Origin of the sequence: Paenibacillus sp. FSL W8-0187, from assembly GCF_037969755.1 — a bacterium.
Lineage (GTDB): Bacteria > Bacillota > Bacilli > Paenibacillales > Paenibacillaceae > Paenibacillus_AQ.
Map to the genome: position 1 here is coordinate 6,168,653 of NZ_CP150206.1, position 24,237 is coordinate 6,192,889.

The 24,237-nt window shown below is 48.6% G+C and carries 19 protein-coding genes and 1 pseudogene; 7 read left to right on the top strand and 13 right to left on the bottom strand.

Features of this window, described 5'->3' with window-relative positions; translation table 11 throughout:
• Positions 1–40 precede the first annotated feature (40 nt).
• Positions 41–1,111, top strand: coding sequence for a serine hydrolase domain-containing protein (locus MKY48_RS27945; RefSeq protein ID WP_339267822.1), 1,071 nt, complete (start codon positions 41–43; stop codon positions 1,109–1,111).
• A 61-nt stretch (positions 1,112–1,172) separates the two neighbouring features.
• Here the strand turns inward: MKY48_RS27945 and MKY48_RS27950 are convergent, their stop codons facing one another.
• Together MKY48_RS27950 and cls are read right to left on the bottom strand one after the other, a co-directional pair.
• On the bottom strand, positions 1,173–2,090 hold the full coding sequence (locus MKY48_RS27950) for a YitT family protein (protein WP_076324728.1): 918 nt from the start codon (positions 2,088–2,090) through the stop codon (positions 1,173–1,175).
• A 166-nt stretch (positions 2,091–2,256) separates the two neighbouring features.
• Entirely contained in the window at positions 2,257–3,687 is a 1,431-nt protein-coding gene (gene cls / locus MKY48_RS27955) for a cardiolipin synthase (protein WP_339267824.1), read from the bottom strand.
• 238 nt (positions 3,688–3,925) lie between these two features.
• Here cls and MKY48_RS27960 point away from each other — a divergent pair, with 238 nt between their 5' ends.
• On the top strand, positions 3,926–4,897 hold the full coding sequence (locus MKY48_RS27960; RefSeq protein WP_339267826.1) for a M23 family metallopeptidase: 972 nt from the start codon (positions 3,926–3,928) through the stop codon (positions 4,895–4,897).
• Between the two features lie 34 nt (positions 4,898–4,931).
• Positions 4,932–5,351 (top strand): polymer-forming cytoskeletal protein, encoded by a 420-nt coding sequence (locus tag MKY48_RS27965; protein ID WP_339267827.1) that lies wholly within the window; start codon positions 4,932–4,934, stop codon positions 5,349–5,351.
• 130 nt (positions 5,352–5,481) lie between these two features.
• Here the strand turns inward: MKY48_RS27965 and MKY48_RS27970 are convergent, their stop codons facing one another.
• Positions 5,482–6,255: an ABC transporter permease gene (locus MKY48_RS27970; RefSeq protein WP_339267829.1), complete on the bottom strand. Its 774-nt coding sequence runs from the start codon at positions 6,253–6,255 to the stop codon at positions 5,482–5,484.
• Positions 6,248–7,165, bottom strand: a complete 918-nt coding sequence (locus tag MKY48_RS27975) for an ABC transporter ATP-binding protein (RefSeq protein ID WP_076324733.1) — start codon at positions 7,163–7,165, stop codon at positions 6,248–6,250. The genes MKY48_RS27970 and MKY48_RS27975 overlap by 8 nt, the downstream gene beginning before the upstream one ends.
• Positions 7,166–7,750: 585 nt before the next feature.
• Between MKY48_RS27975 and MKY48_RS27980 the strand changes: the two are divergent.
• A pseudogene (locus MKY48_RS27980) lies at positions 7,751–7,942 on the top strand (helix-turn-helix transcriptional regulator); the annotation flags it as partial.
• Positions 7,943–8,053: 111 nt separating this feature from the next.
• Here MKY48_RS27980 and MKY48_RS27985 read toward each other — a convergent pair.
• On the bottom strand, positions 8,054–8,980 hold the full coding sequence (locus MKY48_RS27985) for an LCP family protein (RefSeq protein ID WP_339267831.1): 927 nt from the start codon (positions 8,978–8,980) through the stop codon (positions 8,054–8,056).
• A gap of 387 nt (positions 8,981–9,367) precedes the next feature.
• Positions 9,368–9,730, bottom strand: a complete 363-nt coding sequence (locus tag MKY48_RS27990; protein WP_339267833.1) for a hypothetical protein — start codon at positions 9,728–9,730, stop codon at positions 9,368–9,370.
• A 258-nt stretch (positions 9,731–9,988) separates the two neighbouring features.
• Between MKY48_RS27990 and MKY48_RS27995 the strand changes: the two genes are divergently transcribed.
• Positions 9,989–10,357 (top strand): helix-turn-helix transcriptional regulator, encoded by a 369-nt coding sequence (locus tag MKY48_RS27995; RefSeq protein ID WP_076324736.1) that lies wholly within the window; start codon positions 9,989–9,991, stop codon positions 10,355–10,357.
• Positions 10,358–10,448: 91 nt separating this feature from the next.
• On the opposite strand, the gene MKY48_RS28000 is transcribed toward MKY48_RS27995, so the two are convergent.
• From MKY48_RS28000 to MKY48_RS28015, 4 genes are all read right to left on the bottom strand, one after another.
• A complete protein-coding gene (locus MKY48_RS28000; protein WP_179090689.1) occupies positions 10,449–10,595 on the bottom strand; it encodes a hypothetical protein in 147 nt (48 codons plus the stop codon).
• 320 nt (positions 10,596–10,915) lie between these two features.
• Complete coding sequence (gltB, locus tag MKY48_RS28005; protein WP_339267835.1) at positions 10,916–15,511, bottom strand: glutamate synthase large subunit; 4,596 nt, start codon at positions 15,509–15,511, stop codon at positions 10,916–10,918.
• Positions 15,512–16,022: 511 nt separating this feature from the next.
• Complete coding sequence (locus MKY48_RS28010) at positions 16,023–18,290, bottom strand: YhgE/Pip domain-containing protein (RefSeq protein ID WP_339267837.1); 2,268 nt, start codon at positions 18,288–18,290, stop codon at positions 16,023–16,025.
• Positions 18,291–18,487: 197 nt separating this feature from the next.
• Positions 18,488–19,069, bottom strand: coding sequence for a TetR/AcrR family transcriptional regulator (locus tag MKY48_RS28015; RefSeq protein ID WP_076324739.1), 582 nt, complete (start codon positions 19,067–19,069; stop codon positions 18,488–18,490).
• A 331-nt stretch (positions 19,070–19,400) separates the two neighbouring features.
• On the opposite strand from MKY48_RS28015, the gene MKY48_RS28020 reads away from it, so the two are divergent.
• The gene (locus MKY48_RS28020) at positions 19,401–20,576 is read left to right on the top strand and encodes a glycosyltransferase (RefSeq protein ID WP_339267839.1); all 1,176 of its coding nucleotides are present in this window, start codon (positions 19,401–19,403) and stop codon (positions 20,574–20,576) included.
• A 100-nt stretch (positions 20,577–20,676) separates the two neighbouring features.
• Here MKY48_RS28020 and MKY48_RS28025 read toward each other — a convergent pair whose 3' ends face one another.
• The 3 genes from MKY48_RS28025 to thpR all read right to left on the bottom strand — a co-directional run bounded on the left by MKY48_RS28025 (position 20,677) and on the right by thpR (position 22,981).
• On the bottom strand, positions 20,677–21,360 hold the full coding sequence (locus tag MKY48_RS28025) for a metal-dependent hydrolase (protein WP_076324741.1): 684 nt from the start codon (positions 21,358–21,360) through the stop codon (positions 20,677–20,679).
• A gap of 42 nt (positions 21,361–21,402) precedes the next feature.
• On the bottom strand, positions 21,403–22,302 hold the full coding sequence (locus MKY48_RS28030) for a cell wall hydrolase (protein WP_339267840.1): 900 nt from the start codon (positions 22,300–22,302) through the stop codon (positions 21,403–21,405).
• A gap of 97 nt (positions 22,303–22,399) precedes the next feature.
• Positions 22,400–22,981, bottom strand: a complete 582-nt coding sequence (gene thpR, locus MKY48_RS28035; protein ID WP_202619008.1) for an RNA 2',3'-cyclic phosphodiesterase — start codon at positions 22,979–22,981, stop codon at positions 22,400–22,402.
• Positions 22,982–23,283: 302 nt separating this feature from the next.
• Here thpR and MKY48_RS28040 point away from each other — a divergent pair, with 302 nt between their 5' ends.
• Positions 23,284–24,237 carry a D-2-hydroxyacid dehydrogenase gene (locus tag MKY48_RS28040; RefSeq protein WP_339267843.1) on the top strand — a complete coding sequence of 318 codons (954 nt, stop codon included), beginning with the start codon at positions 23,284–23,286 and terminating at the stop codon, positions 24,235–24,237.

Genomic DNA, 24,237 nt, shown 5'->3' on the forward strand with positions numbered 1-24,237 from the left:
AGGTATCGATAAATTAGGATCCATGGGAGGTATATGGAGAATGGGAAGAGCCCTGGAGCAGTCGCTTCTGGATAAATGGTTGGCTCAGATCGCCAATAAAAGAAATGTGTTTAGCACGGTTTTGTGCGTCGAGGACCAGAAGCAATCACTCTCCCTTGTCAGCAGCGGCGGGGAGATGCAGACTGAGGACCGCTATTTCATTGCCAGCGTGACTAAATTGTATGTGACAGCCGTAATCTTGAAGTTACGAGCGGAGCAGCGGCTTGGGCTCGATGATCCCATCAGCGAGTACCTTTCAAAAGAGATCATCGCGGGACTCCATATGATGGAGAACAGGGATTACACCGAAGAAATTACCGTCAAACAGTTAATGTCCAATACGTCAGGCATCCCGGACTATTTTTCAGGAGACGTCTTCTCGGAGCTCATCGCCGGGCATGATCAGGCTTGGAGTCTGGACAAAACATTGAATGCAGCGAGACGGCGAAAGCCTAAATTCATACCGGGACAGCAGAAAAAAGCCCAATATTCCGACACCAACTATCGGCTGCTTGGGCTGATCATCGAGAATATCAAGGGTGACTCCATTCAGAGCGTATTCAAGGAATACATCTTCGACAAGCTGAATCTGACACAGACGTATTTCTATCATAACCCGGAGGATACGACTCCTGTTCCATTCTATTATAAGAAGAAGCGTTTGGACCTTCCGCAGTATATGGCGTCAATCGGAGCGGAAGGCGGTATCGTCTCAACGGCAAGGGAAACGATGATTTTCCTGCGGGCCTTTTTTAATGGGGAGTTGTTTCCGATAGGTGATTTGGTGGAACTCCAAAGAGAATGGAATTTTCTCTGGGCACCTGGCCCCTTTTTCTATGGCACCGGCATTTCAAGACAGCCGCTTTCTCCATTTGGCTTGAGACGAGGACTCATCGGTCACTGGGGTCAATCCGGCGCCTTTGCCTTCCATCACCCTGAATCAGGACTTTATTTCACCGGAACCGTTAACCAGGCTATCGGTCAATCTGCGGCTGTGCAGGCGATGGCAAGAATCATTCGTCAATATGGACGGGAAAAAAAGGCACTTCGCTTGCACGCAGATGTCCCTTAACAAAAAAATGTTCCACCCGTGTTAACTCTCAACATGGGTGGAACATCGGAATATTGGTGCATTAATGAATGGCCTTCTTCTTAAAGCGGCCGCCCTTCACGTCATGGATATTCCCGATGGCAACAAAAGCCTGGGAATCCCAATCTTCTACGATGGATTTGAGCTTCGCTTCTTCCAGACGGGTAATGACAACAAAGATAACTTTCTTGCTGTCGCCGGAATAAGCGCCCTCTCCCTCCAGATAGGTTACACCGCGCCCAAGACGTTGGGTCAGCGCATCACCGATCTCCTTATGCTTATCACTGATAATCCAAACCGATTTGGATTGATCAATGCCTTCAATTGTAATATCAATCAGTTTAAACGCCAGGTAATAAGCAATCAGCGAGTACATGGCATGATCCCAACCGAAAATAAATCCTGCGCTGCCAAGAATAAATACGTTAATGAACATCACGATTTCACCGACAGAAAACGGCGTCTTTTTGTTGATCAGAATAGCCACGATTTCCGTTCCGTCCAAGGAGCCGCCGGACCGGATAACAAGACCAACCCCGATTCCGAGTAGAACGCCGCCGAACACGGCCGCAAGCAGCGGATCAATGGTGATCGGATCCACGGGATGTAGAAAATAAGTTCCAATGGACATGATCACGACGGCGAACAGCGTGGATAATGCAAAGGTTTTCCCAATTTGTTTATATCCCATAAATAAAAATGGAAGGTTGAACAAGGTCAGGAATACACCTAGCGGAACATTGGTGATATGGGAAACCATAATGGATACACCGGTAATGCCTCCGTCAATAATTCTGTTGGGTACCAGAAAGATCTCCAGCCCTACTGCCATCAATACCGCACCGAAAGTTAAGAACACCAGACGACGGAGAAGCTTCAAGGTGGTTGAGCCTGCCTTGGGATTCTCCGGCTTCTGCTGCTCCGCTTTCACTTGCGCAAGAATCTTCACATCACTTGACATAAATCTCCCCCGTTCAACTTATGAAAAATAAGCTAATTTATATTTATAAGTGAAACTCTTATAAATATTCTATCATATAATAAATGCTGGACATAGAACTTTCAGGTTTCTTCCTGAATTTCACTTGCCCTTTCAACACTCTTACACCTGATGTAAGATGTTACACTTATAGTAAGGGTGACAGCATCCTGCATAAAATTTCGGCTGCTTTCTGCCATCTTCCGCGCTGACGAAACCTCTCCGCATCAATCTGCCTGCTCTGTTTGAGATCCTCCTTAAAATCCGCAACCAACTGTTCTATCGGCAGTTGATCAAACAGTACGGCTGTCAGCTCAAAATTACAGAAGAAACTCCGCATATCCATATTCGCCGTACCGACCGAACCGAGAAGTTCGTCCACAATGAGCACCTTGGCATGGATGAATCCTTTTTCATACTCGTAGAAGGTAACTCCAGCTGCCAGCAGCTCTTCTACGTAGGACAAGCTTGCCATCTTCACAAAACGGGAATCGGCACGATCCGGAATAATGATCCGTACATCCACACCGCTCACCGCTGCCGTCTTCAGCGCCTCATATATCCCTTCATCGGGAATGAAGTACGGCGTTGTGATCCATATCCGTTCCTTGGCTACGGAAATCGCCCCGAAGCACATCTCCTGAATGGCATTCCAGCTCAGATCCGGTCCGCTGCTCAAAATTTGTATTTGCTCATCCCCGGTGCATTGATGCTCCGGGAACAGCCCGAAATCCGCAATACGCTCCCCGGAAGCAAGCTTCCAGTCGTGCAGAAACACATTTTGCAAGAAATAGACTGCATCCCCCTTTACTTCCAGATGCGTATCGCGCCAGTAGCCCATTTTCGGATATTCGCCCAGATAGTCGTCCCCGACGTTAATCCCGCCAAGAAAACCGATCGTGCCATCCACTACAACGATTTTACGGTGATTCCGGTAATTGATTCTGCGGCTGAACATCGAAACCATGGCGGGCAGGAAGAAATAGAACTCCACTCCCGATTCCTTAAACCGCTGAATGAACGTTTTCTTGAGTTTGTAACTGCCAAGCCCGTCACAAACCAGACGTACCTTGACGCCTTCCCGTGCCTTTCGAATCATGACATCCTGAAACTTCGTGCCGATCCGGTCATGACGAAAGATATAGAACTCCACATGAATATGATCTTTGGCCTGCTCCATCGCGCTCAGCATGGCAGCGTAAGTCTCTTTCCCATCCGTCAACACTCGGCTCTGATTACACCCTGTAATCGGACTCTCCGACAAGTGATTAAGCAGATTGAACAAACGATCATTGTGATGAAATCCGGCATTGTTCATATCTTCCTTGTGCCGAACAACGGCGGCCCGATCCCATAGGTGCCCCCTGAGTTCCTGAAACAGTCTGGAGCCCCGCTTGCGAATCTTCAACCGCTTCTGATAGTCCCTCGCCACAAAGAAATAGAGTACAAACCCGATCAATGGGAGGCAAAATAAAATAAACAGCCACGCCACGGCCTTGGACGGATTCCGAAACTCCAGCAACAGCACTGCAACCATCTGCAAAATAAAAGTAATAAGTGCAACCAGAAGCCATACCATATCGACAGCCTCCTCAGCATGAATAATAGTCGTATTTTGAACCGAATAACTACACTACATCATTGACCAATTCCATATGTATTTATTCAATTACCCAATGACGCACCATACTGAATAAGTTCTCTTATCTAATAATTTTTGACATGTTCTTCGAGAGAATAGAATACATACTAGATAAGGAGCTGGCCAAGTCTAGCGGGTACCATGATTCATAAATGATGTATGGAAGGGAGATGCCATGAAAACCACACACCGTAAACAACGCTTAACCCTGCTGGTGCTTCGGGATGCCCAGCATTCAGTCAAACAGATCCATCTGTCCAAGCCTCTAATGATAGCGGTGCCCGCGGCCGCTATTTTGTCCATCGCCGGACTGATCGTTTCCCTGCAGATCCAGTCGGCCCAAACGATCTCAGGGCTGGAACAGCAGCTGATGCTCAGAAGCCTGGAAGCCTTAAAGATGGAAGTGACGGTCACCGACAAGGAGGAAGCCATTGAACGCTTAAACAAAGCCATCATTCAGCTGTCGGGTGAAGCAGAGCAAACGAAGGTCCAGATGGAGCGCGTTCAGCAGCTGGAGCAGGAGCTTCAGCAGTTTATTCAGAAGCACGGCAGCTTGTCAGGACAGACCTCCTCCATCACAGCTGAGGATAAGCAGCATGTCGGAGGGGAATTCATTGCCGTTCATGAGAATGAAATGTTAAGTCTCGCAAGGGAGACCCATGATGATTTCGAGGAGATTCAGCAGTTGATTTCACGTATGGAGCGTCATATTCCGCGTACGCTGGATCAAGCCCAGGAGACCCAAGAGAAACGTGAAGGCACACCCTCACTGTGGCCAACCACCTCTAAACGGCTGACATCGAATTTCGGTTATCGGAGCGATCCTTTTACCGGGCGTTCGGCCTATCATGCCGGCATCGATATTGCCGGTAAAACCGGCGATCCGATCTATGCAGCAGGCGCTGGTGAGGTGACGGCAGCGGAACGCAGCGGAGCCCGAGGGCTTTATATCGTAGTCAAACATCCGAATGGTCTGGAGACCTGGTACATGCATCTGGACAGTCTGGCCGTGTCGGTAGGCGATCATGTCGAGCAAGGTGAATCCATTGGCAAGCTGGGATCCTCCGGGCGAAGCACAGGTCCTCATCTTCATTTCCAGGTCGTCAAAAACAACCAGACGATTAACCCTTTGCCTTATCTGCAGTAAGCACCATCCATTCATTTATGAGGAGGAATGTAATATGAAAAAGAAAAACAAGAACAAGCGGGCTGCCCAGCGAACAGATACGCTGATTGGACCAGGTAGTGAAGTTGAGGGCGTGCTGCAATGCGAGGATAATCTGCGGATTGACGGGCGCTTTAACGGCTCCATCGAAAGCCAAGGCTGTGTAACTATCGGCGAAGAAGCGATTGCCCGCTCCAATATCTCCGCTCGGGAAGTTATCGTGGCCGGCAAGGTGTATGGCGATGTGACGGCGGAAAACAAACTGACCATCACACCTACGGGACAGATGTACGGGGATGTTTACGCCGCTTCCCTGATCGTTATGGAAGGCGGACTCCTCAATGGAGCAAGCCGAATGGAGCATCAAACCTCGACTCAAGAAGCTGCGGAGTCAACGGACACCACACTGCCGCTTCAGCGCTCGGAAGCAGGTTAACCTGGCGTATGGACGACCACCCGAACCCTTCATATCGATCGGCCCGGTCTTTCAGCCGACATAATCAAAGAGCCCCTTCCCATCCATGTGATTCACAGGGGTAGAAGGAGCTCTTTTCCTTAACCATAAATTAAGCTGCAACGTCTCTCTTCGTAAAGGCCAACCAAGAGATAAGCATGAACAACAAGCAATAAACAACCAGAATCGTGATGGAGAAACTCAGCCCCACTCCTCCCGGTCCGACAGGCGATTGGATATAGCCGCTTAGGTCGATGTGGAGAAAGAGTAAATACTTCGCCCATTCAAACCGCTCCGGATTAAAGATAAAACCGAAAATATCCTTGGTGAACAAGAGCATCAGCGATAATCCAATCGCCAGACCGCCAGAACGAAACACCGTAGAGAGCATAAACGCAATTAACGAGATGACCAGCGCCTGGATCGTATCGGTCAACAGGAGAAGCAGCGAGTTGTTCATCGATGATCCCGCGAATCCGTCCGATAATCCGGTGTTGCCGGAAAACAACAGCAGCGACATAGCGATCCCTGCCACGGCCGTAATTCCCGCACAGAGCAGACCGAATAGAATCAGGGATGTGAATTTGGACAACAGAATCTTCCCTCGGCTCCACGGCCGGATCAGCAGCAATTTGATGGTGCCTCCGGCAAATTCCCCGGCCACGATATCCGCAGCGATAATTACCGTAAATATTGTACTTAGGTAGATGGTGAAACTCTCCGTCCATGTAAATACGGTCCAGACATCCATCGGGGCATTCGTATAGTACAGCATGATAGGCATGGCCGCATTAAACAAGAGGAGAATCGCCAGCATGACCCATGTCCTTACGCGATAGTAAATTTTCATATTCTCATTGGCAACAAGACGGGTAAAGTTATTCAACAACGGATCCCCCTCCCGTCATTTCCAAAAATTGATCCTCTAGCGAACGGGTCACCGGCTGAATGGCATATACGCGTATACCTGCCCCAACCAATGCCGCGTTGATATCCGCAATCATATTCTCGTCGCCGCGAACAATGATTCGGTGATCGCGGGCTGACGCTTGATATTCCTGGAGCAGCGCTGCCGCTGCATCCGCATCATTGACGGTAAATGCGGTCTCTTCAAACACCCGTTCTCCCTCAGCCGTACGCAGCTGACGGATATCAATCAGCTTGCCGTGACGTATAATGCCAACGGTATCACACATCAGTTCCATTTCAGACAGCAAATGACTGGAGACGAATACGGTCGTCCCTTCCTCCTGCGTCAATCTGCGCAAATAATCACGCAGCTCCCGAATGCCCTGCGGATCCAAGCCATTCGTAGGCTCGTCCAGGATCAGAAGCTTCGGCCGGTGCAGCAGTGCCTGTGCCACGCCAAGCCGTTGGCGCATCCCCAGCGAATAGGTCTGCACTTTCTCATGAATCCGATTCCCGAGACCGACAAGTTCCACGACCTCATCGATACGTTCTTTGGTAATGCCTTGCATCATACGCGCAAAATGCTTCAGATTGTTATAACCAGACAAAAATTTATACATCTCAGGGTTCTCGACAATCGCCCCAATCTGAGCGGCTGCCTGTTCATAATTCTTCCGTATGCTGTAACCCCCGATGGTAATATCCCCTTGGGTAATGGACATCAGCCCGACCATCATGCGAATGGTCGTTGTCTTGCCTGCTCCGTTCGGCCCAAGAAATCCGAAGATTTGTCCAGGGGGGATATCTAAAGTCACATGATCTACCAAAACCTTGGACGAGATTTTCTTCGTAACCCCGAGCAGTCTTACCAGCGGTTCCTGCTTCATGTAATCTATTCTCCTTTGCCCTTGTATCATGTCAATCTTCACAATTATACAATACTAGGGCAAAGGACAAAATTGTTGAAATGCATGACCCCTACACTGCATAGGAATGGAGCCGTCTACTTGTAATGCACCAACAAAGCCGATTGACACTCCTTGCAGACTCCCGCCGGAACATTATGCTTATAGAAGCCGGTTTTATACAAGTTGTGGCATTGGGTGATGGGAAGCATCCGACAGCAACTGACGCAATACATCATCACTTCTTTCATCCCGTCATCTCCTCTTTCGGGATTGATGCATCTATTCTATGCACAGAATGATACATAATGTATCCACAATAAAAATTCTATATAAATTGTTACTCTTTGTCAAACGTAAATAAATCAAATCATGTTAAGACTATAGGACCTGAAATGTCCATTATATTAGAAGGTTAAAGATACATTTTTTTCTAAATTTTAAATAATTGCTACAATATGTATTGACGATAGACCGAAATTAAGATACATTTTGTATCATATTAGATGTTTTTATATGATGTATGTTTTCTCTAAATTAATGGAATTTGTAGAGAGGTGAGTATGAATGTCATATGGATCTCGCATTGCAAAATTGCGGGAGCAAAATGGTTGGACCCAAGAAGAGCTATCCGAGCGCATTGGAATCAGTCGGGCTTCTTTATCACATTATGAAAAGGATCGCCGAGAACCAAATCTGGAAACGCTAACAAGGTTAGCGGACGTATTTCAAACCACGATTGATCAAATCATTGGAAGATAGTCTGTTCAATCCCCCTACTCAAAAAACAATCAAAATAACCTAAAACTTCGTTATTCTCCTTCACACACAAAACCCCCTCTACTCAAAAAGGGGGTTTTGTGTTACGAGTCATTCCATATACGCTCTTAAAGTAGACGTTATCTTTTCTCTTTCTTGATCACCGACGATATAATACCAAATTCCATTCATTTTTTGACCGTGGCCAGCAATTTCAACCTGCTCAACCCTTTTCAGTTTTTGACGGTACTCTGTTACAAACATCTTCATCTCTTCAAACGAAATATCCGTTTTGACACTGCTCCCAATGTTATCCAGAAGTGATTCCAGTTTAAACACAGTCGAAATCCTTATTAACTTATTTAAGATCCCTTTCAGAACTTCCCGTTGCCTTGTATTTCTACCTAAGTCTCCATTAGGATCTTCAAAGCGCATACGCGAGAATGCCAGTGCTTCATCACCGTTTAAGTTCAACTTCCCCTCATCAAAGTCATAGCCAGCATATGCGAACCCCATATTGTTATTTACGGTGACTCCACCCAATGAATCTACAATGCTGGAGAAGCCCTCCATGTCTACTTTAATGTAGTAATCGATAGGGTATTGCAAAAAATTCTCGACGCTGCTGACCGACATCTCAACGCCTCCAAAGGCATAGGCATGATTGATTTTATCCACCGTTCCATGTCCTACAATATCAGTCCTCGTATCACGTGGGATATTAAAAATCAGTACTGACCCCTTTGCAGGGTTTACTGCCATTAATATCATGACGTCGGATCGCCCACGATCATAGGGCCTTTGGTCTACGCCCAAAACCAGAACAGTAAATGGATCAGCGTCCCTCATATTTTTATCGCCGACCTGAATTGTCGTCCGATCCTGTACGAAGGTTGGGACTACAGGCGAAGGCTCCCGTTCTTCGTAAATCCGATTAGCTGTCGATTTAATGGATTGATACGTATACAGAAGATACGCAGAAGGCAGCAGTATAAGAATAGCTAGAAGCCACAGGACCCATTTCCTTCTCATTTTCATCCAGTGATGCCCTCCATTGCATTGACCTTATCCTGTTCCGTTAAAGGTCAATGTTGAATCATTAAATACGTTGAATTCATAGTGAACAAGGGTCAGGGGATAAAGAACTCGCAGAAATATGTATCGAGGAGGTTTCATGATTACAATGAACTAAATATACAACTCCAATTCAAGATTGAATATAAATCTGCATATGAAATCATATAAACAAGTTTATTTATAGTAGGAGAAAAACAACGATAATCTAAACCCATCCCACATCATGCACAAGGATTTAAGGTAAAAGAACTAATGACCAAGCAACATAAATATAGTAGAATATCAATAAACCATGATAATGATTCATCGTGAATACCTGTTCGCTGCAGGCTATCCATGAATTACGTTTCAGTTATAGAGACTCATTTTATTCGATTCGCTGTGACCGAACATCATTCGGTTCAACATACCCACGATACGGGTCTTTTTATCGCCATCTGTATAGAATTCCGTATGATACAATTGGCGTCCATAAAAGAGTCCCCTTGATTCAATGTGGCCTGAAAGCAGAATATGATCCACATTATCATCGATTTCGTAACCCAATATAACATTAGAATGAATCGGTATTTCCCAAGGGCATAGGAATACAAGACCACTTGGCAGCAACTCAAGCGGTGTAACGGAATGACTTTTCCCATGAATGGTTAATTCCCCGATCTGCATGACTCTAATCTTTACTGTAATTTGGTGTTGCCGTTCTCGTAACATTGGAGGTAACTCATCCGCTCCTTATTATAATTTTTTGGTATGGGACATTTCTGCACTGGATAAAATGATACTAACTGTACCCAAACCTTTACATTGCAGATACAATATGTATCTTATTAATGTTTATAATACGATACATATTGTATCTAGTCAATAAAAAGTAGTCTTTTTATGTATATAATAAACCGGCAATTTCAACTTATAGATCTATTCAATTAACTTCTATAGATACAAGCCATTCGAAAGGGGGATCAATGCGTGAACTACGGAGAACGAATATCTGAATTACGTGAACAACATGGGTGGACTCAGGAAGAGCTCGCTACCTCTGTCGGTATTACACGTGCTGCACTATCCCATTATGAAAAAAATCGGCGCAAGCCCGATTTCGAAACATTGACCCGCCTGGCAGATCTGTTTGACGTATCCATAGATTATCTGATCGGGAGAACGACACAGGAAAAGACGGTGCTTGATGCGGAGGTTCGATCGTTTGTGGACGGACTTGAACTATCCGATGAGGATTTATTGGAACGCTTTAACCTTACAGTGGACGGCCGCAAGCTCACTGAAGATGAAGCCAAGCGATTTATTGCATTTGTTCGCATGGAACGAGCCATGAAATAACGGCTTTACGCCCAAGAACTACAAATCCCCGACGTGTAGGATACTACTATCACAACATGTCGGGGATTTTCTCGTCACCATGAGACCCTATCTAATCTTTTCGTAATTCCTCCATTTGCAGCCATTTATCAGGATGGATTCCCAATTGAGTCATGAGCTTATTGATGTCGATGTTCGTTTTCTGTTGGTCAAGCCGCTGCTCGGTGCTTCCGGAGCCTCTCTCCTTGTCCACACTCATTTCCACAACTACCTCGCTTATCTATAATTTCCTCTCCATCCCAGCTGCTCATACTTGTTGAAATTACATGTATACAGCAACAACCTATTAAACAACTTACTTACCAATATTATAACCAACGAATCCACATGATGCTGTCGTCTTATGGAGCCTTTGTCCTATGCTTCCGGTTCTAATTTTGTCGAATTTTCTTTTGAAATATTTTGTTGAAAATACAAATTTCTTAATAAGACTCATCGTAACTTATTTATATATGAAAAAAAACCACATTGCATTCATTAAAGAACACAATATGGTTTCTAATATCATAACATCAGATGTTAGTTCCCTGTACGAGCCAATTCTTTCATATTCGCCTCAAAAGCGGCGAGGAGTGCAGCTTCACCCGCCAGGCCTTGGTCTTGAGCCTTCTCGATATGCAGCAGCATGCGCTTGTAATCTTTCGGAATAATACGGACAAAACGGCTGAGCGCCTGATCCCAATCTCCTAGAATTTGCTGTGCCGGCACACTGCCGGTGTACTGCTCATGCTGCTGGATAAGATGATGGAGTGCTTCCGCTTCTACTGTTTCCTCCACACGCTCAAGGAGTACCATCTCCAGATTGCAGCGATCCACAAAAGTTCCTTCAGGATCATAGACGTAGGCTACACCGCCAGACATCCCGGCCGCGAAGTTGCGTCCGGTTTCGCCGAGCACGACTACCCGGCCGCCGGTCATGTATTCACAGCCATGATCACCAACGCCTTCAACCACAATGTTCGCACCCGAGTTGCGAACGGCAAAGCGCTCACCAGCAATGCCTCTTACGTAGGCTTCACCGCCTGTAGCACCATAGAACGCGGTATTACCGGCAATAATGTTCTCCTCGGCTTTGAAGGTTGCTTTTGGCGAAGGCTTCACGATCAGCTTGCCGCCGGAAAGGCCTTTACCGATATAGTCATTCGCATCCCCTTCCACCGTCAGCGTCATCCCTTTCGGCACAAAGGCACCAAAGCTCTGGCCTGCGGAACCCACGAAGTTAAATTGAATCGTGTCTTCAGGTAGTCCGGCAGCGCCGTATTTGCGCGTGACTTCACTGCCCAGTATGGTACCCACTGCACGATCCACGTTTGTGATTGGGAACGTTCCTTCCACCGCTGCACCCGATTCCAATGCAGGCGCAGCGCTGCTGAGCAGTGAACGCATATCCAGCGTTTCTTCCAGACCATGATTCTGTCTTTGACTGCGATAGCGAGTGCTGCCTGCCGGAAGCTCCGGCGTATACAGCAATGCGGAGATATCCACACCTTTCTTCTTCCAGTGATGATCCGCTTTGACGGCATCCAGGCAATCGGTACGTCCAATCATCTCATTAATGGTGCGGAAACCAAGCTCTGCCATCAACTCGCGCATGTCTTGAGCGACAAAGCGCATGAAGTTGGCAACATGCTCCGGATCTCCTGTAAAGTTCTTACGCAGCTCTGGATTCTGCGTGGCTACGCCAACCGGACAGGTATCCATTTGGCAGACACGCATCATGATACATCCGACGGCAACCAATGGTGCCGTAGAGAAGCCATACTCTTCGGCCCCAAGCAGAGCCGCTACCACCAAGTCGCGTCCGTTCAGCATTTTGCCATCCGTCTCAAGCACAACGCGGTCACGCAGATTGTTCATGATGAGTGTCTGATGGGTCTCGGCAAGGCCAAGCTCCCAAGGCATACCCGCATGTCGGATCGAGCCTTGCGGCGAAGCCCCCGTTCCACCATCGTAACCACTGACCAGAATAATGTCCGCGCGGCCCTTCGCAACACCTGCAGCGATCGTCCCCACACCCACCTCGGATACAAGCTTCACGTTGATATCCGCACGCGGGTTGGAGTTCTTCAGGTCGTAAATAAGCTCCGCCAAATCTTCAATGGAGTAGATATCATGATGCGGCGGCGGCGAAATCAGGCCAACACCTGGCGTCGAACCACGAACCTCGGCTACCCAAGGATACACTTTACGGCCCGGCAACTGTCCACCTTCACCCGGCTTCGCGCCCTGCGCCATCTTAATCTGGATTTCGTCCGCATTCACCAGGTAGTTGGAGGTTACGCCGAAACGTCCCGAGGCCACCTGCTTGATGGCGCTGCGGCGGGAGTCGCCATTGGCCTCCGGGATGAAACGTGCCGGATCCTCTCCGCCTTCACCCGTGTTGCTCTTGCCTCCGATGCGGTTCATCCCGATCGCAATACTCTCATGCGCTTCCTTGCTGATCGAGCCGAATGACATCGCGCCCGTTTTGAATCGGCGCATAATGGATTCTACGGATTCAACCTCATCCAGGGGTACCGGTTCGCCGGCTGGCTTGATTTCGAGCAGTGAGCGCAGCGTAAGATGCTGCTCATTCTCCCCTTTCACAAGCTCTGCATATTTTTTATAAGTTGCATAGTCATTGGTTCGGACAGCCTGCTGCAGCAAATGGATGGTTCTCGGGTTGAACAAATGCTCTTCCCCGTCAGCTCTCCATTGATATTCGCCGGCTGAATCCAGCGCTTTATCGTTCCCATCCTTATCGGTAAAGGCACGCTCGTGATGGGCCAGAGTTTCCTTGGCCACTTCTTCCAGCCCAATGCCCCCGATACGGGATGGCGTCCGCGTGAAATAGCTTTCTACGAAATCTTCTTTGAGGCCGACAGCCTCAAAGATTTGGGCCCCGCGATAAGATTGGATCGTGGAGATCCCCATTTTCGACAACACTTTGACAACGCTCTTGTTTGCCGCTTTAATGTAATTCTTCACGGCTTTCTCATGCGAGATCCCGCGAAGCATGCCTTCCGCAATCATGTCATCCAGTGTTTCGAACGCCAGATACGGATTGACCGCGCTAACGCCGTAACCCAGCAGCAGGGCATAATGATGCACTTCACGAGGCTCACCGGATTCAAGCAGGATCGCCACCTTGGTCCGGGTTCCCTGACGGATCAGGTGATGATGGAGAGATGAAACGGCAAGCAGCGATGGAATTGCAGCATTGTCTTTATCCACGCCGCGGTCCGACAAGATCAAGATGTTATGGCCCTTGACAATGACCCGGTCCGCTGCCTCGCAAAGGGTTTCGATTGCTTGGCGAAGCCCTTCTGCACCTTCCGCTGCCGGGAAGAAAATCGGAATGGTCATGGATTTGAAGCCGGGACGACGAATGTGGCGCAGCTTCGCAAAGTCTTCATTTGAGAGCACCGGCGAATCCAGACGGATGTGACGGCAGCTTTCGGGCTCAGGCTTCAGCAGGTTACGCTCCGGACCGATCGTTGTTGCGGTTGAAGTGACGAGTTCTTCACGAATCGCATCAATCGGCGGATTTGTCACCTGGGCGAACATCTGCTTGAAGTAGTTGAACAGCCGTTGCGGACGATCGGACAACACCGCGAGCGGTGCATCATATCCCATGGATGCAACAGCTTCCGCACCCGTGATCGCCATCGGCTCGATTACTTTGCGCAGCTCCTCATACGTATAACCGAAGGCTTGTTGCAGCTGACGTACATTTTCATGCTTTGGATCCGGCAGTTCCGGTGGTTCAGGAAGATCATGAAGCTCTACCAGATGCTCATCCAGCCATTCAGAGTACGGAAGTTCAGCGGCGATACTCGCTTTGACTTCTTCATCGGAGATGATCCGGCCTTCCTGCGTGTCAACGAGCAGCATCCGGCCAGGACGCAAGCGGTCCTTATACAGCACATTTTCCGGCGGAATATCCAGTACGCCCGCTTCGGAGGACAGAATGATCAGATCATCCTTCGTTACATAATAACGGGATGGACGCAGTCCGTTCCGGTCCAGGGTAGCCCCGATCTGAACACCGTCCGTGAACGCCATTGCGGCCGGGCCGTCCCATGGCTCCATCAGGGTGCTGTGGTATTCGTAGAATGCTTTTTTGGTCTTATCCATACTCTCATGGTTGCTCCACGGCTCAGGGACCATCATCATGGCCACATGCGGCAGGGAACGACCACTGAGATACAGGAATTCAAATGTATTATCGAACATACCGGTATCGGATCCGTCCGGATTGATGACAGGTTTAACCTTCTCCAGATCGCTTCCGAACAGTTCATGTTCAAACAGTGATTGACGGGCGTGCATCCAGTTGACATTCCCGCGCAGCGTGTTGATCTCGCCGTTGTGAATCATGAAGCGGTACGGATGCGCACGTTCCCAGCTTGGGAAAGTGTTCGTACTGAAACGGGAGTGAATCAGCGCGATAGCGGATTCCAATCCTTCTTCCTGCAGGTCCAAGTAAAATTCCCCCACCTGCTCCGTCGTTAACATGCCTTTGTATACGATTTTCCGACAGGAAAGGCTGGACACATAGAAGCTATCGCCTTCGGGCTTGCCGCTGTAACGGATAGCCAGCTCGGCCCGACGGCGGATGACATACAGCTTGCGCTCGAACGAGAGATCATCCTGAATGTCGGCGCTTCGTCCTATGAACACTTGGCGAACATACGGCTTTGCCGCTTTTGCTGATTTACCCAGCATTTCATCATGGGTTGGGACATCACGGAATCCAAGCAGGGTCTGACCTTCTTCAGCAATAATCGAAGCCAACTGGTCTTCATGGGCCAAACGGACAGCAGGATCATGGGATAGGAACAGCATGCCGGCACCATAATGCCCGGCTTCGGGAAGCTCAAAGCCCAGTTTCGCTGCTTCGAAGGAGAAGAAAGAGTGAGGAATTTGCAACATAATCCCAGCACCGTCACCGGAGTTCGGCTCGCTGCCCTGACCGCCGCGATGCTCCATATTAGCAAGCATGGTCAGCGCGCTGCTAACGATTTCATGGGATGGCTTACCCTTGATATGGGCAACAAAACCCATACCGCAAGCATCTTTTTCAAACTGCGGATCATAGAGGCCCTGTTTCTGGGGAAAATCAGTATGTTTCATAAGATGCAACCTTTCTTTGTATAGAATAAAATGCTGCTGATCAATAACAGAAAACATAAAGGTTGGACATCAATCCTCTCCTGCAGTGAACACACTGTCACGAGGCGATGCAGTATTGTGCAAAAGCGGCAAGGGGTAACATTTACCTAACACGTAAGATTTATTAGTTCTATATATTTTAGCACCGTCATACAGTGCAGGCAATTCAAAGTTTTTATGAATTTGATAAGAATTGTTTTTATGAGAGTTATCCCAATACACTGTTAAAACTTATGTATAATAGTGCAAAAAAACATGCAAATAAAACATTCCGAACAGGCGGTTTTGTTCACCTTCTCTCATTTCCACACAACCATCCGCTCAGATTTACACTTCACCTTCATATTCGAAAGGGGCCTTTTCTTCTTTTAAAACACCCTCCCGCTCCCAACATCTCTTCAAAAAAAAGACTTCCCCGAGATCTGATCGATCTTCGGGGAAGTCCTCTTCCTTCATATAATAGCTATCTTACTTATGCAGTCAACGCTGTATCGGTGTCTGCTGCTTTCTTGCTGTTTCGAGTAGCCAGGAAGTACACAGCGGTCAGTGCCAGGAATACGAGACCGAATCCGGCCAGTACACCAACATTGGCCCACATGCCGTCGAAGCTTCCTGTGGAAATGACGTCCTTGTATCCTTTTACGCTGTAAGTCATCGGCAGAAGCGGATTCAATGCTTTCATCCAGTTCGGAATCAGCTCTACCGGGAACGTGCCTGCGCTTGTTGTCAATTGGAGGATCAGGATAACGATGACGACGAAGCGTCCAGGCTGATCCAGCCATGTTACGAACATTTGCACCAGGAACATGAACGACAAGCTTGTAATGATAGAGAAGAGATAGAAGAGCGGAACGCTCTGTACCTCAAGCTTCAATCCGTACAGCATGACGACCGCTGCCAGCAGCGCTTGAATCAATCCCATACCGGCAAAGGAGAGCGTACGGCTGACAAACCTGTTCCAGCCCGATGCATTCGGTACCGATGCACTGCGGATTGGCATAATAATTGTACAGAGCAGGGCTCCGACAAACAAACCGAGCGACAGGAAGTATGGTGCGAATCCCGTACCGTAGTTCGGCACTTCGTTCACTTTGTGCTCTTCAACCTGTACCGGACCGGCAAACATGGTGACCGTTTCATCGGTTGTTTTGATATCGCCTGTCTTGTCGGCAGCCTCGTTCAGCTTGCCTGCAAGCTCTCCGCTGCCTTCCTTCAATTCATTCATTCCGTTTACCAGCTCACCAGCTCCGGAATCCAGCTTCTTCGAGCCGTCGGCAAGCGTTGTAACACCACTTCCGAGCTTGCCTGCTCCTCCAGCTAGCTGCTGCGTCCCTTGCGAAAGGGTCGCTGCGCCGCTTGCGAGCTGTTTACCGCCAGCTGCCGCTTCGCTCAGCTTCGTGCCGAACAGCTTCATGCCGTCAGCCAATTGCTTTTGGCCAGCGTTCAGCTGTTTGGCACCAGCCAGCAGCTCTTGACCGCCAGCTGCGAGCTGTTTGCCGCCTTCAGCCAGCTGGTTCGCTCCTGCGCTCAGCTTGCCAGCGCCTTCCTGCAGCTGCAGCGTGCCTTGATTCAGCTCGGATGCGCCTTGTGCCAACTGTTTCTGGCCGGCATTCAACCCGCTTGTGCCAGTGGCAACGGATTGGCTCACAGCCAGCAGCTGCTGAACCTCCGGACTTTGCGCCAGCTCCGGATTGCTCTCAGCCAGCTTCTTCAATCCGTCTGCAACGGCTTTGGCACCTTGCTCCAAGGAAGCCGTAGCCTCCAGCGATTGATTCAGTCCGGCTTTCAGACTGCTGCTGCCATCATGAGCGCTTTTCGCGCCTGCTGCAAGCTGCGAAGCCCCTGCCTGGTTGGCTTGCAAGCCGTTATTCAGAGTGGTACTGCCCGCTGCGGCAGATTCAATCCCCGCTTGCAGCTTCGCACCACCCTTGCTCGCTTCCTCAGCTCCTGCTTGCAGCTTGTTGTGACCCGCTTTGAGCTGATCTAAGCCGGAAGCGAGGGTGCCCGCTCCTGTATTCAACTTGCCTGCACCGTTATTCAGTTCCTGCACGCCTTTGGTCAAAGGTGCGATTCCATCCTGAAGCTCCTGTGTGCCACTGACAAGTTTAGCCAAGTTTTCCTTCAACTTCACGGCGCCATCATCGAGTTTTACGGCACCTTCGGATATCTTGGTCGCGCCGTCTCCCGCTTCGCTCAAGCCATCGGATACTTTGGCTACTTGATCGAACAGGGTTTCCGTATAGGCTTCCGTCACTTTCGCGGACACCTTGGCCTGAATCTGCTTCACCGCAGATCCACCGATCTGAGCTGCCAGGAAGTTGTACCCTTCATTCGGCTCAAACACGATTTGCGCAGGCTGCGGATGTTCATCCATTAAAGTTGTCGCCTGCTGTGAGAAATTCTCGGGAATGCTGATGGTCATGTAGTATTTGTTATCCTTCATGCCCTGCTCAGCTTCTTGCCGATCAACGAATTGCCAATTAAAATCTTTTCCCTTCTTCAGCTCGGCAACCAAATCCTCACCAGCGTGAAGCGTCTTTTCTTCAAAAACAGCGCCCTGGTCATTATTGACGACCGCAACGGGCAAATCCTCCATCTTTCCGTACGGGTCCCAAAAGGCCCCGAGAAACATACCGCTATACATGACCGGTATGAACAGCACCGCGATGATCGGAATCAGTATTTTTTTATTCCGAACGGCAGCGCCAAGATCTTTTCCAAATACAGATAATGACTTCATCCAGTCTCTCTCCTTTTTTTCTCTAGATAACCAGCCGACATGAATCTGCATTCTCGCAGATCACATTCCAGTACATAATGACCAATATCCTCATTTAGTCAATTCGGGCCAAAAAAAACGATCCCTGGCAAGGAAGACGATCCCTCAAGCCTAGAGAGTCCGCCTTCCTCATCACGAAGGAGGTTCTTGCATCCTTCTTATGAAGTGGCCTTCAACCCGTTAGCCAGGAACACCATCATATATTCCTTAATCTGTTCCTTGCTCAGCGGCTTGTGAAGCTGATTAAAGTCCGTCGTGAGCGCAACATACAGCTTCAGCATCACGAAGGATACCACTTGTGCATCCAGGGGCTTGAGCTCACCGATTGAGATGGCCTGCTCCACAATCCCCTCGAGATACCCGACGATTCCGTTCTCCACCTTCGTCAACCCTTCATGTGCCTTCGGCGTGCCGATATCCCGGACTTCTTGCGATAGCTTAATGAACAGCTCATGCTCGCTTCGGAATTCAAGCAGCGCATCCAGCACCCGATACAGATTGTCGAAGAAATCTCTGTCCTTCTGGATCTCGCGCTCGGCAATACGTTTCATCTCCATAATGGCCGACAGCAAAATCTCGTCAAACAGTTCATCCTTATTCGTGAAAAACGTGTAAATCGTACCTTTCCCTACATTCGCAATCTTCGCCACCTGTTCCATCGTCGTCGCTTTATATCCGAACAAAGCAAACGACTTGGAGGCAGCATCTAGCACCTGCTTCCGACGGTCCACAGCTGACATGCTTACCCCTCCTTCTTGATCTTTTAAATTTGGCCTTCATTCCAAAACTGACCAAAATACTTTTTCGGTCATTCGGTCAAAAATCACTTTACCAGATAATCGGATTCATTGCAATATCTTTTCGTTAAATTTTTTAATATTTTATATGCAGGGTTCAAATCTGATCATGACGTCTAAGGTAAGGGTACACTCTGACTCCTAGCCGTAAAATAATTGAAATGCTTTTCCCTTTCGCGCGTATACTTATGATGCATACTCTTTTTTTTCGCGCCGCTCTTCAAAAAATGATTCCTGTTTTGTAAGATAGAGGGAGAAAGAAGTAGGTGAAACCATGCGATATACAAGAGTGCTCCTCTTTTCCGAGGGTTTCGGCACAGGACATACGCAAGCAGCGTATGCGCTGGCTGAAGGTATACAACGGATGAATCCCGGCATCCACTGCCGTGTCATTGAGCTCGGCAATTTTTTAAATCCAACCGTGGGGCCGTTAATTTTATCCGCTTATCGAAAAACCGTCAGCACCCGCCCGCGCCTTGTCGGCATGCTGTACCGTTCGCAATATAAGAAATCGTTAAACCGATTGACGCGGCTCGCGCTGCACCGGATATTCTATGCGCAGGCCCAGCAGGTGATCGAGCAGCTGAAACCGGATCTCATCATATGTACCCACCCCTTTCCTAACGCTGTGGTCTCCCGCCTGAAGCGTCAGGGGCTTGAGGTTCCGCTCTATACGCTGATTACCGACTATGATGCCCATGGCACCTGGGTCAATCCGGAAGTGGATGAATATCTCGTATCAACACCTCATGTGAAACAGCTGCTGCTGCTGCGGGACATTCAGCCCGAATACATTCATGTGACCGGTATTCCGGTGCATCCCAAGTTCTGGGAAAGGGGTAATCGAGAAGCGCTTCAAGCCGAGCTTCAACTGAAGAACATGCCAACCGTGCTGATAATGGGGGGCGGTTGGGGTCTCGTATTCAACAAGGAGCTGCTCAGCAAACTAGCCAGCAGAGCCGACGATATCCAGCTGGTCTTCTGTATGGGACAGAACGAGAAGCTGGTTGCCAGCATGCGCGAAGACCCGATCTTTCAGCATCCCAACATTCATGTTCTCGGTTATCGTGACGATATACATAAACTTATGGAAGTATCCGATTTGCTCATTACGAAGCCAGGTGGGATGACGTGTACAGAGGGAGCTGCCAAGGGAATTCCTATGCTGTTCTATGAGCCTATTCCGGGACAGGAAGAAGTGAATTCCCATTTCTTTGTCAGCGAAGGCTATGCGGAAATTCTGGACTCTCCTGCCGTGATCGACAAATGGCTGAACCTGCTGTCCGATCATTATGATCAGGTAAGTAAGAAACGTAACGGAGCAGGCCGGCGTCGCATACCGCATCTGGAGCCCGACCACTGTGCCAGCCAAGTGATGGGATTGCTGACCGAAGGACATATGCCCGGTAATTGTGAAGATCTCGTCAAACTGTTTGCGGACCAGCCCTAATATCTATAGCATGATTCTATGATTCCCGCTTTTGAACTTTTACCCCAAAAAAAGCTTCCCTGTCTTCGCGACAGGGAAGCTTTTTCCATGAACAATCCATCTATATTTCCAACGTTTCTCCAGCCTTCAATGGATGACCCTGAATGCCTGTTTTGGCTAGTTCGCCGCAAAAGGCCCCAGCGTCCTGTTTAATGCCCGGGAACGTGTCATAATGGACTGGGATGACATGCTTCGCACGAATCCACTGTGCGGCCAACAGGGCGTCCTGTGGCCCCATCGTCAATAAATCCCCAATCGGCAGCGCAGCTGCATCAATTTGGTTCATCTCTCCGATTAAGCGCATATCGCCAAACAAACTCGTATCGCCTGCATGATAGAATGTTTTGCCGCCCATCGTCAGAATGACGCCACCAGGCTGCCCTGCATAGATCCAGGTGTCCCCTACCGAAATGGATGAAGAATGAAAGGCTGGGGTAAACTTCACCTTAAAGCCATCGAATTGCGCGCTTCCGCCGATGTTCATCCCATGGGATTTGGCACCCAGGCTGCCGCAATACACGGCGAGTTCATAGACTGCGATAATCGGGCAATCATTCTGCTTCGCAATCTCGATGCAATCGCCAAAATGATCGGAGTGCCCATGCGTCAGGACAACCGCATCCACCTTTACGTCTTTGGGCTCGATCCCGGAGCCTGGATTCCCTGATAGCAGCGGGTCGATGATCACACGAACTCCGCCTTCTTCCACCAAAATGCTAGAATGGCCGTAATACGTAATATTCATGCTTAAACACACCTCCTACATACTAGTTTACCCATACGGGCACTACTTGTAAAAAGAGTGATTCCCTATTTTTTTAACGAACGTTCTTGAATGGTGTACCGTCAGATCCTGAGCCAGCTTCAAAGACAGGAAAAAGTACGTATCGTCCTTTACCTCTTTTTGGCCATGAAGTGCCGCATTCACGGATTTAATCGTCTCTTTGTTCGGCTTGACACGTTTAAGACGCCCGTTCGCTACAGGACTAAATTGGTGTTTTTGATAGATGACATCGGTAATGGTATCGGGAAAATTAGCTGACCGCAGCCGGTTTAAGACAACGTTAGCAACTGCTACTTTGCCTTCGTACGGTTCGCCTTCCGCCTCTGCCATGACAATCTTCTGGAGCAGAAGCAGTTCTTCAGCTGACAAATCATAGGTCCAGGTCGCTTTGGCTTTCTGATCCTGGGTTAACGTATTTGTTCTTGTGAAGAATAAAGTTGTGGGGGGTGATAAGCTTTCAGTCTGAGATTTGACGACATGCGTCCCCTTTTGTTTTGCCGGTTTCCCGTCCGCAGTCTGAGATTTCGATGGTTTCTTTTTCTCATCTGCAGTCTTCAATACTTGTCGCGAGTTCCAGTATCCGTTTTCAGCCAAAACTATGCCTTTTGCGCTTGAAAAAGCATGACTCTTGCTCCCCGGCTTATTCCACTCTTGGAAAACAATTGAAGACAAAATATTGACAGGTTCCCTATCCTGCCTGGTACTCGCGTCTTTTACGAAGAGATCAGGGTCGTTGACAGGAGCCGGGGCAGCCGTCACAAACTTCGGCATATCCAGCTGCTGTTCTTCCCCTTCCGTTGCTTCGGTCTGCATTCCAAGTAAACTTATAAGAGACAAACTCACAAAGAGCGCTCCGATGAGCAGCGCAACCCAGCGATTTTGCCGTATCACTTTCATAACCATATTTTTCCTCCTATGATGTCGGCACATTCCTACACTATGTAACCACATTTTTAGGCGTTGAAAACATGGTAATTTTATGAACATTCTATTTTCAATTTCAGAAAAATGTCGAAAGCCGCGCCACACCTACTGTTTCGTACATCGGACTTGCATGCAAATTGGTTCGAAAAAGAACGAGTTGCTGCACTTCCCACTGGATGGGTTTGGGTCCTGTTCCGATAACATCCAATGAAAATTTTTGATTCCCTTGAAATTTTCGGCCAATCGTAATATGCGGACGAAACGGTCGCTCCTCCGGCACAAATCCGAAAGCCTCCATCCTCGATACCACCGATTGCTGAAGCTGAGACAGAGCATTCAAATCCCCGCCGACTCCCGCCCATAAAATTCTTGGCGAGGCGCTTGCCCCGAACACGCCGGCATCATAAAGGCCAAGCCTGAAGGGCTTATGCTCCTTGGCGACTTCCTGCAGCGCCGCTGTAAGCTCCGCTATGCGATTTGACGGCGTATCGCCTAGAAACTGTAAGGTAATGTGGTAATCCTGCGGATGAACCCATTTTTTGAAATTCACTTGCTCCCTCAATGTTTCCGTCCAATCCTGAATCCGGGAAGACACCTCGGAAGGCAGATGTACGGCAACAAATAAACGATCCATAGCTCCCTCAGCCGAATGGCTCAACTAAGACACTTCCTTCCAATCCTCTTTTATCCTAAGCAGCCAACCGGCTGCTATAAGCACCATGTTTTCACGGTTCGTTTATAGTTTGAGCAATATTACCTGAAAATAGTATGAGGGTACATCAAATTCGCCTAAAAATATGATGAAGCTTCAATTTACCATAAAACGGACAATAATTCATGTACAAATTTACCAATCTCGATAGTTCGTCCATGCGCAAAGTTATGATTTCTGATAATATGTTCCCAAAGAGCGTTACGCTTTTATTCTGGTTTATATCACATTCCTTAGGAGGTAGCACCATGCCGAAAATCGTTGCCATACACGACTTAACCACCGAACAACAGCAAAAAATCAAGGATATCGCCCCCAACTACGAGCTGCTGGTCACAAAAGCGAAAGAGCTTACGCCAAGCATCGTTCAGGATGCCGAAATCATGATCGGCTGGTCACGCTCCATACAGGAGGATATATTGTTTGCCGACAGCAAACTGAAATGGATTCAAGCATGGTCAGCCGGTGTGGATAAAATGCCGCTCAAAGAGCTCGAAGAAAAGGACATTCAGCTTACCAATGCCAGCGGCGTACATAGCGTTCCAATCACGGAGCATGTTTTTGCGATGATGCTGGCCTACACGCGCAACCTTCATCTCGCCATTCGACAGCAATCGAACAACAAATGGGATACGTCCGGCACGTTCACGGAATTGGCAGGCAAAACCATCGTCATCGTCGGCGTCGGCCAGATCGGCAGTCATACGGCGCGCGTGGCCCAAGCGTTCGGTATGCGGACCGTCGGGGTCCGTCATTCCGGCAAGTCCGATCCTTATGTGGAAGCGATGTATAAGGTCGATCAGCTCGATGAAGCGCTGGCTGAAGGCGATTATATCGTGAACATCCTCCCGCTCACCGATGATACCCGTGGACTGTTCAATAAAGTAAGATTCTCGGCGATGAAGGACTCCGCCTTTTTCGTTAACGTAGGCCGGGGTCAAACCGTAGTAACCGAAGACATGATTCAGGCACTTCAATCCGGGTCATTGGCGGGTGCGGGACTGGATGTGTTCGAGGAAGAACCGCTTCCGTCAGACCATCCGCTGTGGACCATGGACAACGTCATCATGACCCCTCATATGGCGGGCGATACGGATCGCTACGGCGAGCGTGCCGTGGATATTTTCCTGGAAAATTTACAGAGCTATGTAAGCGGTAAGCCGCTGTCCCGAAATGTAATAGACTATAGCAAGTCATACTAA